This is a genomic window from Marinomonas lutimaris, assembly GCF_019426345.1.
In the GTDB taxonomy this organism is placed as follows: domain Bacteria; phylum Pseudomonadota; class Gammaproteobacteria; order Pseudomonadales; family Marinomonadaceae; genus Marinomonas; species Marinomonas lutimaris.
The window spans coordinates 41,102-54,078 of sequence record NZ_JAHLLW010000023.1 but is presented as its reverse complement, the minus strand read 5'-3'; the positions used below and the strand labels follow the sequence as shown (position 1 = coordinate 54,078).

Here is a 12,977-nt window from a genome sequence, read left to right as displayed (position 1 = left end):
CTCGCGACCCCAACCTTGGCAAGGTTGTGCTCTACCACTGAGCTATTCCCGCAAAAAACTTCTCATTCAGCACTAAGTTTATGTAGACTATACAGCCAACCGTGTGAAAGGATGGCGTCCCATAGGGGGTTCGAACCCCTGTTACCGCCGTGAAAGGGCGGTGTCCTAGGCCTCTAGACGAATGGGACAACGTTTTAATCTTGCTGTGTGAGCGGGTGCGTATATTACTGTTACCAATCTTAAAATCAACAGTTTTTTTCATTAATTTAAGCTACTTAGATAAAAAGTCGCTTTAGAAATCAATCTGATCGGAGCTATTATGCTAAACAAACAACTATTTCTAACCTTGTCCCTTTCGACGCTTTTATTAGCTGGCTGCTCTACAACGCACTATATAAGCATCACTCCACAAGAAGACGTTAAGACAGCAGCCCTTTCTAACGAAAGAGTTATTGATGTAACCACCAGTACAAAATTAACCAATGCTGTTGGCTCAATTAAAACCGGCATAAATGAACGAGCTGATATTTTCACAACAAATGATGTAAAGCAGAGTGTTAAAGACAGTGTACTAAGCGGCTTACGCAAAATGGGCTTCACTCCAGATCAAGGTCTAATGCCTGCAGCAGATCTGAAAATCGAAATAACCAAGATGAGCTACACAACAAAAGTAGAAACACTAAAGACTGTTGCCACACTACAATTCGAACTAAGAGCAACATTAGCGACAAAAGGACAAACTTATAAAGCTAACTATGGATCTCAAAAAGTTAGAGAGTACGGCACCATGCCTTATCAACAAGCAGTTCAAGACGATATGAATGCACTTGCAAGCCAAACAGTTAATCGCCTATTAACTGATCCAAACATTATCGCCCTACTCAAATAAAACCATTCAATAAAATAAAAAAGCCTGACTGATTAACTTTCAGTCAGGCTTTTTTATGATAACTAATCACCAGCACCACTTATCTTTATAGATCCAAGCCAATTTTTTACCTATATCTCAAGCCTCCATCTTGAATGCGCTCAAGTAAGGAGTAAAGTTAACATTTCCTCCGCCCAGCTTCAGTAAGGATAAAGTGGTGCAAATTCGCAAATCAAACAAACTCGCTAATATATGTTATGAAATCCGTGGTCCAGTCTTAAAAGAAGCTGTGCGAATGGAAGAAGAAGGTCAACGCATACTCAAACTCAACATAGGCAACCCCGCGCCATTTGGCTTTGAAGCACCTGACGAAATATTAGTTGACGTTATTCGCAACCTACCAACTTCTCAAGGCTACTGTGAATCCAAGGGGCTTTTTTCTGCCCGTAAAGCTGTTATGCAGAAATACCAAGCCATGGGCATTAAATCGGCCGACGTAAATCACGTTTGGATGGGCAACGGCGTTAGTGAACTTATTGTCATGGCCATGCAGGGCCTATTGAATGACGGCGATGAAATATTAATACCAGCGCCCGACTACCCTCTTTGGACAGCGGCAGCGACGCTAGCTGGCGGTTACGTGAGACACTATTTATGTGATGAAGGCTCAGGTTGGCAGCCAGACATCAACGACATCCGCTCTAAGATTTCAAACAAAACAAAAGCCATTGTCATTATTAATCCAAACAACCCAACGGGTGCGGTTTATGAGAAAGGCATTCTTGAAGCCATTATTGAACTGGCAGAAGAACACAATCTGCTAATTTTCTCAGATGAAATTTACGACAAAATTCTATACGACGAAGCTAAGCACATACCGACAGCGACCCTTACAGAAGGACGCGCACCCTGCATTACCTTTGGCGGACTTTCAAAAGTGTATCGAACAGCTGGATTCCGCTCAGGATGGATGGTGATTACTGGCGATCGAAGCGGCATAAGCGACTACATAGAAGGCCTAGACATCCTTAGCTCAATGCGACTATGTGCCAATGTGCCCGCCCAACACGCCGTACAAACCGCATTAGGAGGTTACCAAAGCATAAACGAACTTATCGTGCCTGGTGGTCGTTTCTATGAACAGCGCAAGGTAGCATGGGAAGCTCTCGACTCAATTCCAGGGGTCCACTGCCATAAACCAGAAGGTGCACTGTATTTATTCCCTAGACTTGATCCAAAAATGTACAAAATCAAAAATGATATGGATCTTGTTTTGCAATTCTTACGAGAAGAAAAAGTACTCATAGTTCAAGGTACTGGATTCAACTGGCCGACACCGGACCATGTACGTTTCGTTTTTCTTCCTCATATCGAAGAGCTAACCCCCGCTATGGAAAGATTTGCAGCGTTTTTAGGTAGATTAAGAAAGCGTTAACCTCTCTCTTGAAATAATCCAAGAAAGCCCTACTATGCTCCTTAACAGTTTTTTAAGGAGCATAGTAATGCGTATTATTCTGTTTTTACTGACAAACTTAGCTGTCATGGTGGTAGCAGGTATTGTTTTAAGCCTTTTAGGCGTTAACGGTTACATGACCAGCAATGGCCTAGATTTCACCTCGCTGCTTATTTTCTGTGGTGTGTTTGGCTTTACTGGCAGCTTAATCTCACTACTTCTCTCAAAGTGGATGGCAAAACGCGGATCAGGTGCCGTTGTTATCGAACAACCACGCAACCACAAAGAAGTATGGTTGCTTGATACGGTAAAAGAGCTTTCACAGAAAGCCGGAATCAAAATGCCAGAAGTGGCTATCTTTCCCGCACATGAAGCTAATGCATTTGCAACAGGCTGGAATAAGAACGCCGCTTTAGTCGCCGTTTCCAGCGGCATGCTAGACCGCTTCTCGCCTGATGAAATTAAAGCCGTACTTGGCCATGAAATCGGTCACGTTGCAAATGGCGACATGATTACTTTATCTCTCGTCCAGGGCGTAGTTAACACGTTCGTTATGTTTTTTGCTCGTATCGCCGCTTATGCTGTCGATCAATTCTTGCGTAAAGATGACAATGAAGGCTCTGTTGGCTGGGGCTACTACATTGCAACATTCATATTTGAAATTGTCTTCGGTATTTTGGCATCTATGATTGTTATGTGGTTCTCACGCTTCAGAGAGTTCAGAGCAGACGAAGCTGGCGCACGATTAGCTGGAAAAGGCGCAATGATTGCCGCCCTTGCTCGACTACAACAAGAGCACGAAGAGAGCCGCATGCCAGACTCCATGCTTGCTTTCGGTATTCGCCGCGGTAAAAAACCAACGCTGGGAGAACTTTTCTCAAGTCACCCGCCAATTGAAGACCGCATCAAAGCACTTCAAGCGCTATAACAGTTAAGCAATAGACACAAAAAAAACGCCAGCTAATGCTGGCGTTTTTTTTACCTGAAAGGCCAAAGCTTTATTTTGCTTTATTATGCTGAGTCTCCAGAATAAATGCCATCAATGGAATCCCCGCCTCCTTTGAGACATCTACAAAGCGCACACCATAAACATAGAAGTACTCAACACCCATTCGATTCAAAAAATCGTTATCAACCAAAGTTGCTTGAACTTGCTCAAGCATCTGAATTTCTTGGGAGCGAATTTCACAATCCAACTTAAGAATGTGACTATAAGGACCGATTTTGACATTACAAGCTAAACGCATCGTCTGATTGACTGAACCAAAATCCTCTTTAGAAATCAATTTAGCGCCACCAAGACTCAAATCAATAATAATTGCAGAAGAAGACTCGCCAATTGACGTTGTTAGCCCATTGGGCTCTATATTAGATATCAGGCGGGTCTCAACACGAACCGCCTGACGCACCTCGGATGTTTCAACATAGCTCGGATGAGCAATATGAAGATGGGCTGCGGGCTCCATATAGCTTTTAGCAATTTTACTCGAGAAAGCACAAACATGAGTACTCAGCATCAGACGAACATTGACAACCTGACTTTCTCTAACCAATATATTCTTTCCATTTAACTTAGGGCAAGACACAATCAGCGAACTTCTTGGAATATTACCAAGGACTTTCACCATATAGCGCCCTGGAGGAGAGATAAACTCCACCTGAACATTTGTCCCTATTGGTACATCAAGATCTCCTAGATCAACCTGCATTACTCCAGCCATGCACTTACCTTAGTTATTATTTATTTTCTACTGAAAAACCAGCGGCACTCAAAATATGTCCTGCATCACAACTACTAGCATTAACGATACAAGTATTAAATTCATCTCTTTCAACGTAATGCTTTCTCAACCAATCAAAAACATTTTTTTCTTTATTTTCTCGATATTTATAACGCAATCTCACGTCATCCCTTGACACATCATAAATTGCCTGCACACTTCGAGCTAGCATTTCTTCTTGAGGTGTTTCAGCGCCAACATTAACAGAAGAAAACCACCCAGCACTGATAGCATCACTTTTACTAACAACATCAGCATTTAGCTCTAAATACCGACACAGGGCCTGATATACCATCCATGTGCCTTTTTCACGACCTTGCTTGCTATAACCTGCAATATGAGGAGTTGCAATATCAACAATAGAAACCAGCTCTTGATTGATGATAGGCTCACCATCCCACACGTCTAGCACTAGGTGAATATTACCATTTAACTGTTTATGTCGTTCAAGCAAAGCAATCTCATCAATAACCCCACCTCGACCGGCAGAAACAATAGCAACACCCGCAGACAGCTGAGCAAGCTCTCCACTTCCTATCATCCCTTTTGTTGGATAAAGACCAGAACTGGTTAATGGTGCATGCAAAGAAATCACGTCACAAGCAAGAATATCCTTCAAAGAAGCAAAGTTAGCCGAGCTACCACTCTTTTCTTTAAAAGGATCATAAACGCATACCTGACAACCCATACTGGCAAAACGGTCATAAACGGTTTTACCAACATTACCATAACCAATAATGCCGATTTTTTTACTTAGCCAGCTAAATTTTTTCGTCATATATAGGTGGCTTAAGCCACTAAAAACATAATCGGCAACAGCGTCTGCATTGCACCCTGGCGCACTACTAAAGGTGATATTTGATTTGGCAAGATAATCCAAATCAATATGATCAACGCCTATTGTGGCACTACCGACAAAACGAACAGAACTACCTTCAAGCAACCCCTGAGTCACCTTTGTCACCGAACGCACCAGAAGCACATCAGCGTCTTTTACTTGTTCATGAGTTAGCATTCGACCATTCACTAACTCAACGACACCTAAATGCGAAAACAAGGCTTTAGCATTTGGCATATTCTCATCTGCAATAATTTTCATACTGTCGTTTTAAAAACTCATTAAATATTTGATCAGGAAGACGCTGTGCCAATAAATACTTAGAAAAGACCTCTGCCCTTTCTGGCAAACCAGAAACGATATATTGGCTAACCTTAGACATTACTGCCCGTTCAAAATCTTTCGCGTCATAATCGGGCATAAACAAATTATCCACACTGACACGAAAAGGTAACCCCGCCGCCCAATGTAAAATACACTCGACCGCCTGAGGTTTCACCTCAACTTTTTCAAACTCTTTTTGCGTTTGTAAGTTACGCGAATCCGACTCATACCAATAACCATAATCTTCTAGCAATCGCCTTTCGCGCCCAGCAATACACCAATGACTGACTTCATGCAGCGCGCTTGAAGGATAATCAAAACGGAAATATATAGCAGCCGAGCCATTTGGCTCAGCGGGCAGATAAAGAGGCTCATCTGCACCACCAATAAGGCGGGTATTAAAACTTGAAAGGAAACAGGCGCTGAAGGCTTCCACAAGCTGTATTGCACTTGCCAACTGCAGACTCCAAAAGTAAAGAATTATCACATAAGAAATAAAAATGCGCCACGCAAAGAACCAAGCTTCGCATAGCGCATTTCATTTAAAATTTGAATTGGGCTTGATCAATAGCCCTTAAATTCAACAGTACATTAGTTATTAGCCACGGAAATAGCGAGAAGGCACAAATGGCATCGCAGCTTGATTTAGAGGAATACTTTTCCCTCTGACATTAGCAAACAACGGCTCGTTAGAGTCAAGAGCTTGACTCGATACATAAGCCATGACAATAGGTTGAGCAAGACTTGGGGAGAAGCCACCACTGGTTACTGCACCTTTCACCTCTCCAGAAGCATCCACTATTTCAACACCTTCGCGAACAGGAGCACGCCCATCAACCAAGAAACCAACACGCTTTCTTGTCGGCTTATTGGTAAATTGTGGCAATATAATATCAGCACCAATGAAACCACCAGCACGCTCACCCTCTAAACGACGTACTTTTTGTATCGCCCAATTAAGAGACGCTTCAATTGGTGTTGTGGTGGTATCAATGTCATGACCATACAAACACAAGCCAGCTTCAAGACGCAAAGAGTCACGAGCACCAAGACCAATCCATTCAACTTCATCATAAGCCAACAAAGCATTAGCAAAAACTTCAGCCTGATCATTTGGTACCGAAACCTCATAACCATCCTCACCCGTGTAGCCAGAACAACTAACCCACAGCTCAACTCCCTGCCAATCAAATTTTAGGCTCTGCATGAAAGTCATCGCTTCCACACCAGGCACCATGCGAGCAAAAACCTCACGCGCTTTTGGCCCTTGAATAGCTAGCAAAGATCGATCATCAATAATATCTACCTCACAATTGACCAAAGACGCTTTCAAATAAGCAAAATCCTGTTCTTTGCAGCCAGCATTAACCACCATGAAGATTTCATCCCCCCAATTGGCAAACATCAAATCATCCGTAATACCGCCTTTTTCGGTAGTAAACATTCCATAACGCTGCGAGCCTTCAGCCAATCCAAGCACATCAACAGGCAAAATAGCCTCAAGAGCTGCTTTTACATTTTCACCCCGCAACATGACCTGCCCCATATGCGAAACATCAAATAAGCCCGCATTTTCTCGAGTCCACAAATGCTCTTTCATTACACCCAACGGATATTGAACAGGCATTTCATAACCAGCAAACTCAACCATTCTAGCGCCAGAAGCGATATGTAGATCACATAGAGCAGTACGTTTCATAACAAAAACCTTAATTAAAATTGTGATAGAGTCTGTTTCCAATTGGAAACAGAGTATCTAAAAGCAACTTGTTTTGACAAGCACTAAGCGACATTTATTCAGCAATATCTGAAATCAAAACCAATAGACATCAATAAAAAATCTAAATGATCGGTCAACTTTAATAACAAACAAACTTGAAAATTGACTGACCTTTGCTGTTTCCAATTGGAAACTTTTTGATTATGATAAGCAAAATTGACGTAAACCGAACAATGACTGACGCTCTTAGAAAGATGATCTTTTTTCATCATCTTAGACTTCCTTAGTGTTATTATACGCACGACTCATTGTCTTTTGGGCATACATGTTTATTTAAGAGGAATTACCCCATGGCTAACACCGAAGCCTTTTTCAGCCAAACGCTAGCTGAACGAGATCCAGAGCTTTTTGCAACAATCGTTGAAGAGCAAGAACGTCAAGAAACTGGCATTGAATTGATCGCATCTGAAAACATCACTTCAAAAGCGGTTTTAGAAGCTCAAGGTTCTGTTCTAACTAACAAATACGCAGAAGGTTACCCAAATCGTCGTTACTACGGTGGCTGTGAAGCAGTTGATGTTACTGAGCAACTTGCTATTGATCGCGCTAAGCAATTATTTAGCTGTGAATTCGCCAACGTACAGCCTCACTCTGGCGCCCAAGCCAATGGCGCAGTGATGCTTGCTCTACTTCAACCAGGCGACACAATTCTAGGTATGTCTTTGGATGCTGGCGGTCACTTGACTCACGGCGCGCCACCAGCTCAATCTGGCAAATGGTTTAATGCGGTTCAATACCAAGTTAACCCAGAAACACTATTGATTGATTATGATGCCATTGAAGCACAAGCTTTAGAGTGCAAACCAAAAATGATCATCGCGGGTGGTTCTGCCATTCCTCGTGTTATTGATTTCAAACGCTTTCGTGAAATTGCTGACAAAGTCGGTGCTTACCTATTCGTTGACATGGCACACATTGCAGGTCTTGTTGCGACTGGCGCTCACCCATCTCCACTTCCACATGCACATGTTGTTACCACAACAACGCACAAAACACTTCGTGGCCCACGTGGCGGCATGATTCTTTCCAACGATCTTGATCTTGGTAAGAAAATCAATTCTGCCGTTTTCCCAGGCTACCAAGGCGGCCCACTAATGCACGTTATTGCTGGTAAAGCAGTAGCATTTGGTGAAGCGCTGAAACCTGAGTTTAAAGTCTACATCGATCAAGTTGTTGCTAACGCTAAAGCATTGGCTGCGGTCATGATTGAACGTGGTTGCGATATCGTAACTGGCGGAACAGACAACCACCTAATGCTGGTTGATCTACGCCCTAAAGGCTTGAAAGGTAATGTTGTTGATAAAGCACTAGAGCGTGCTGGTATTACCTGTAACAAAAACGGCATCCCTTTTGATACTGAAAAACCAATGATCACTTCTGGTATCCGTATCGGCACACCAGCAGCAACATCACGTGGCTTTGGTATTGAAGAGTTTCAAAAAGTGGGTCATCTTATCAGTGACGTACTAGACGGTTTAGTTGAAATGCCAGAAGGCAATCCTGAAGTTGAAGCTCGCGTACTTGCAGAAGTAAAAGAGCTGTGTAAACGCTTCCCACTTTACCGCTAAAATCACATACCCAAGGCTTAACCTCCTTGGGTATTTTTTTAAAGAGGCATTAATATTATGAGCACTATTCCAGATAACCTAAAATACGCAGACTCTCATGAGTGGGTTTTAGACAACGGTGACGGTACAGTAACTGTTGGCATTACCGATCATGCACAAGATCTACTAGGCGACGTTGTTTACGTTGAGCTACCAGAAGTAGGCGCAGAAGTAACCGCAACTGAGCAATTCTCTCTAGTAGAATCTGTAAAAGCCGCTTCTGACATTTATGCTCCTGTTAATGGCGAAGTAATTGAAGTGAATGACGCACTAAACGATGCGCCAGAACTAATCAACGAAGCACCATATGAAGGCGCTTGGATTGCAAAAATCAAGCTAAGCAATACAGCTGATCTTGATAAACTACTTGATGCTGCGGGCTATTCAGCCACTATCGAATAGTCTCAAATATAGGCTCTCCCTCTATTCTGTATCGAGAGCCTAATCTCCCAGATTTTTATCTTAATAGGTGATTGAACCATGACCTCGTGCATCCGCGATTTGTTAAATAACGATGAATTTATTGCTCGCCACATTGGCCCTGATGAATCAGAACAAGCCAAAATGCTAGCAACAATCGGCATAAACAGCCTTCCAGAACTAATCGAAAAAACCGTTCCAGAAGCCATTCGTCAAGCAAATCTAGACCTTTCAGCCAGCCCTGTTAGCGAAAGCGAAGCACTTGTGCAATTAAAAGCCATTGCCAATCAAAATAAAGTGGCACGCTCTTTTATCGGCATGGGCTACCACGATACGCATGTGCCATCCCCTATTTTACGCAATTTACTAGAAAATCCAGGTTGGTACACAGCGTACACACCTTACCAACCAGAGATTTCTCAAGGTCGTTTGGAAGCACTATTAAACTTCCAACAAGTCATCATCGACCTAACTGGTATGGAGATATCTAACGCCTCTTTGTTAGATGAAGCAACGGCTGCTGCCGAAGCCATGACACTAATGAAACGCTCAAATCGCAAGAAGAGCGACAAACTTTTTGTTGCGAGCCATTGCTTGCCACAAACAATTGACGTTGTTAAAACTCGTGCTGAGCTATTAGACATAGAAGTCATTGTTGACGACATCGCCAACTTTGCACAGCATGATGTGTTTGGCGCCATCTTCCAATATCCGGGAATTGACGGCACTGTTACTGATTTAAGCCCAGTCATCGCACAAGCTCATGAACAGAACGCTCTTGTGAGCATCGCTGTAGACCTGCTTTCTCTTGTTCTACTTAAATCTCCAGGTGAAATGGGCGCTGACATTGTATTCGGTTCTGCACAACGCTTCGGTGTACCAATGGGCTTTGGTGGGCCTCACGCTGCCTTCCTAGCAACGAAAGACGCATTTAAACGTTCTATGCCAGGTCGCGTTATCGGCGTATCTAAAGATAGCCATGGCAAACCAGCACTTCGCATGGCGATGCAAACTCGTGAGCAACATATTCGCCGCGAAAAAGCGACTTCGAACATTTGTACCGCCCAAGCATTACTTGCCATGATGGCTGGCTTCTATGCGGTTTATCACGGCCCTGTTGGTCTTAAGAAAATCGCCAATCGCATTGCCGCATTAACTAATTGCTTTGCTAGCGCCATTCAAAAGCAAGACTTCTCAACCAATGATAGCTACTTTGATACAGTCATTGTTAACACTGGCGACCAAACAGATAGCATCATGGCAAAAGGCGCTACGAAGTTAATGAACTTCTACAAAGTGTCTGAAAGCCAAGTATCTGTCGCATTAAACGAAACCATCACACCAAACGACCTTATCGATTTGACTGAATGTTTCGGCGCCGAACTATCACTTGAAGACATTACTAACTCTGAGACTGCATTCGGCTTTGATGCTTCGATGCTGCGTCAAGATGCTATCCTGACTCACCCAGTATTTAATAGCCATCACAGCGAAACCGAATTGATGCGCTACATGCACCAATTGGAAGTGAAAGATATCGCACTAAACCAAAGCATGATCCCGCTTGGTTCTTGTACTATGAAGCTAAACGCTGCCTCTGAAATGATCCCAGTTACTTGGGCAGAATTCGGTCGTATCCACCCGTTTGCACCAAGTAATCAAGTTGCTGGCTATCACGCATTACTGCAAGAACTTGTCGATATGCTTTCTAAAGCAACAGGCTACGATACGGTTTCTTTGCAACCAAACTCTGGTGCGCAAGGCGAATATGCTGGCCTTATCGCTATTGATAAATATCACAAATCTCGTGGCGATCATGACCGCGATGTATGTTTGATCCCAAGTTCTGCTCACGGTACAAATCCAGCTTCTGCTGCTCTTGCCGGTATGAAAGTTGTGATTGTTAAATGCGACGAAAACGGCAACATTGATTTGGTCGATCTTGCTGAAAAAGCAGAAAAACATGCCGCGCAACTTAGTTGCATCATGGCGACTTACCCATCTACTCACGGTGTATTTGAAGAGCACATTCGCGAAGTATGTGACATCGTTCACAAATTTGGCGGCCAAGTATATATTGATGGTGCCAACCTAAACGCACTTGTTGGCGTTGCGCCTCCAGGCACATTTGGCGGTGACGTCTCTCACCTTAACCTACACAAAACATTCTGCATTCCACATGGCGGTGGCGGCCCAGGCATGGGTCCGATTGGCGTAAAATCTCACCTTGCGCCTTTCCTACCGGGTCACGCTGTTGCGCCAGTAATGGGCATGCTTGAGCAACACGGCGCAGTATCTGCAGCACCGTACGGTAGCGCAAGTATCCTTGTAATTACTTGGATGTACATCAAAATGATGGGCGACAAAGGCTTGCGTGATGCAACCTTCAATGCCATTTTGAATGCTAACTACATAGCTAAACGCCTAGGCGAGCACTACCCTGTTCTTTATACTGGTAAAAACGGTACGGTTGCACATGAGTGTATTATCGACATTCGCCCATTAAAAGCAGAATCAGGCATCAGTGAAGAAGATATCGCTAAGCGCTTGATGGACTTTGGCTTCCACGCGCCAACCATGTCCTTCCCAGTAGCTGGTACGTTAATGATCGAACCTACGGAATCTGAAAACCTTGAAGAGCTAGATCGCTTCTGCGACTCCATGATTCAGATTCGCAAAGAGATCAGCAAAGTACAGGCAGGCGAATGGCCACTAGAAGACAACCCGCTAGTTAATGCACCACATACTGCAGATAGCCTTTTAGATATGGAATGGAATCACGCCTATTCACGTAAAGAAGGTGCTTATCCTTTAAATTGGATCAAAGCGCGTAAATACTGGCCACCGGTTGGCCGTATCGATAACGTTTACGGTGACCGTAACCTATTCTGCGAATGTCCACCAATAGACAGCTATGAAGACTAATCTTCGAAGCTACTAAAAAGTACTAGAACTCAAAAAGGCGAATCAGCAATGATTCGCCTTTTTTGTTAAGAAGGAAATACAGCTACATGATAAGAAGCTAAAGATAAATTTCATAAAAATTAATCCCTATTTATCATATAGAATATAAAACAACCGACAAGTAACGACAAAAGGGCTAAGAAATAATAAAAAGACAATAGAAATGCTAAATTTGGCTCAATGCCCGACCAAGCAAACTAAAATAATTTTGAAAGGCTTGATTGACCTGATGACGCTGTTCGCCTTGAGGATAAAGACCCATTTTGGCCTCTTCTGAATGACGACTACCTTTGACTAAAAAGCTACTGGTAGGTTTTGTGTCTTCAACGAAGGCTTCAAAAGCTCTTGCTGACATCTCTTCTGGTTTGGCGTAATAGACTATTTTTAGCTTTTGGTCTGCAAGACGGGACGCTTTAAACAGGTCACTGGGCTCATTTCCTTGCTCATTTAGCATGATAGTCTTGAAGCATTCGGCCAATAGCAAGTTTAGAGGATGAGGTTGTTTGTTGCGGGACAATTGCAGTTTGGCGTCATTCAACCAACTTTCAGAAGCAAAACGAGAAGATGATATTTGGTAAAACATTTTTTCGCCCATATAATGGTCGAAAGCATGAAACCACTCATGTGCGAGACTGCCAGCACCTGCGTTCTTCGCTAAAGATAACTGCCGCGTTGCTGGAACATAGTGAGCAGCAACGCCAGGCCTGCCACCTTTTCCGTATTGAAGACCCAGAGTGCCTCGTAAAGATATCAGCAATTCTGGCCCTTGCAGCACAGTCATTAAATCTTCTAGCGCTCGATGGAAGTTAACCGCCGCGCGATCTCTTTCCGCTGGAGTAACCCAACGCCCCATCTCAATGCCACGAAAGTCAAATTGCCGACGTATTAAAACAAAGTTAATTGCAGCTTGATGAAACGACATTAAAACTCGCTATTTGGTAT

General features: G+C 43.3%; 11 protein-coding genes and 1 tRNA gene. 6 read left to right on the top strand and 6 right to left on the bottom strand.

Annotation, left to right across the window (positions count from 1 at the left end):
- Nucleotides 1-112: 112 nt before the first annotated feature.
- Nucleotides 113-188, bottom strand: a tRNA-Glu gene (locus tag KPL72_RS18895).
- 131 nt (nucleotides 189-319) lie between these two features.
- Between KPL72_RS18895 and KPL72_RS18890 the strand changes: the two genes are divergently transcribed.
- The 3 genes from KPL72_RS18890 to htpX all read left to right on the top strand — a co-directional run bounded on the left by KPL72_RS18890 (nucleotide 320) and on the right by htpX (nucleotide 3,249).
- Nucleotides 320-889 (top strand): YajG family lipoprotein, encoded by a 570-nt coding sequence (locus KPL72_RS18890; RefSeq protein WP_212915288.1) that lies wholly within the window; start codon nucleotides 320-322, stop codon nucleotides 887-889.
- 196 nt (nucleotides 890-1,085) lie between these two features.
- Nucleotides 1,086-2,303 (top strand): pyridoxal phosphate-dependent aminotransferase, encoded by a 1,218-nt coding sequence (locus tag KPL72_RS18885; RefSeq protein ID WP_283248192.1) that lies wholly within the window; start codon nucleotides 1,086-1,088, stop codon nucleotides 2,301-2,303.
- A gap of 67 nt (nucleotides 2,304-2,370) precedes the next feature.
- On the top strand, nucleotides 2,371-3,249 hold the full coding sequence (gene htpX / locus KPL72_RS18880; protein WP_219704054.1) for a protease HtpX: 879 nt from the start codon (nucleotides 2,371-2,373) through the stop codon (nucleotides 3,247-3,249).
- A 70-nt stretch (nucleotides 3,250-3,319) separates the two neighbouring features.
- Here htpX and KPL72_RS18875 read toward each other — a convergent pair whose 3' ends face one another.
- From KPL72_RS18875 to gcvT, 4 genes are all read right to left on the bottom strand, one after another.
- Entirely contained in the window at nucleotides 3,320-4,042 is a 723-nt protein-coding gene (locus tag KPL72_RS18875) for a flagellar brake protein (RefSeq protein WP_219704053.1), read from the bottom strand.
- 16 nt (nucleotides 4,043-4,058) lie between these two features.
- On the bottom strand, nucleotides 4,059-5,201 hold the full coding sequence (locus tag KPL72_RS18870; protein ID WP_212915292.1) for a 4-phosphoerythronate dehydrogenase: 1,143 nt from the start codon (nucleotides 5,199-5,201) through the stop codon (nucleotides 4,059-4,061).
- Complete coding sequence (locus tag KPL72_RS18865; protein ID WP_219704052.1) at nucleotides 5,182-5,721, bottom strand: elongation factor P hydroxylase; 540 nt, start codon at nucleotides 5,719-5,721, stop codon at nucleotides 5,182-5,184. Before KPL72_RS18865 ends, KPL72_RS18870 begins: the two co-directional genes overlap by 20 nt.
- 141 nt (nucleotides 5,722-5,862) lie before the next feature.
- The gene (gcvT, locus tag KPL72_RS18860) at nucleotides 5,863-6,963 is read right to left on the bottom strand and encodes a glycine cleavage system aminomethyltransferase GcvT (protein ID WP_219704051.1); all 1,101 of its coding nucleotides are present in this window, start codon (nucleotides 6,961-6,963) and stop codon (nucleotides 5,863-5,865) included.
- A 371-nt stretch (nucleotides 6,964-7,334) separates the two neighbouring features.
- Between gcvT and glyA the strand changes: the two genes are divergently transcribed.
- The 3 genes from glyA to gcvP all read left to right on the top strand — a co-directional run bounded on the left by glyA (nucleotide 7,335) and on the right by gcvP (nucleotide 11,996).
- Nucleotides 7,335-8,612 carry a serine hydroxymethyltransferase gene (glyA, locus tag KPL72_RS18855; protein ID WP_212915295.1) on the top strand — a complete coding sequence of 426 codons (1,278 nt, stop codon included), beginning with the start codon at nucleotides 7,335-7,337 and terminating at the stop codon, nucleotides 8,610-8,612.
- Between the two features lie 57 nt (nucleotides 8,613-8,669).
- The gene (gene gcvH / locus KPL72_RS18850; protein WP_072841665.1) at nucleotides 8,670-9,053 is read left to right on the top strand and encodes a glycine cleavage system protein GcvH; all 384 of its coding nucleotides are present in this window, start codon (nucleotides 8,670-8,672) and stop codon (nucleotides 9,051-9,053) included.
- Nucleotides 9,054-9,131: 78 nt separating this feature from the next.
- Nucleotides 9,132-11,996: an aminomethyl-transferring glycine dehydrogenase gene (gcvP, locus tag KPL72_RS18845; RefSeq protein ID WP_219704050.1), complete on the top strand. Its 2,865-nt coding sequence runs from the start codon at nucleotides 9,132-9,134 to the stop codon at nucleotides 11,994-11,996.
- 205 nt (nucleotides 11,997-12,201) lie between these two features.
- Here gcvP and KPL72_RS18840 read toward each other — a convergent pair whose 3' ends face one another.
- The gene (locus tag KPL72_RS18840) at nucleotides 12,202-12,957 is read right to left on the bottom strand and encodes a CLCA_X family protein (protein WP_219704049.1); all 756 of its coding nucleotides are present in this window, start codon (nucleotides 12,955-12,957) and stop codon (nucleotides 12,202-12,204) included.
- Between the last annotated feature and the right edge of the window lie 20 nt (nucleotides 12,958-12,977).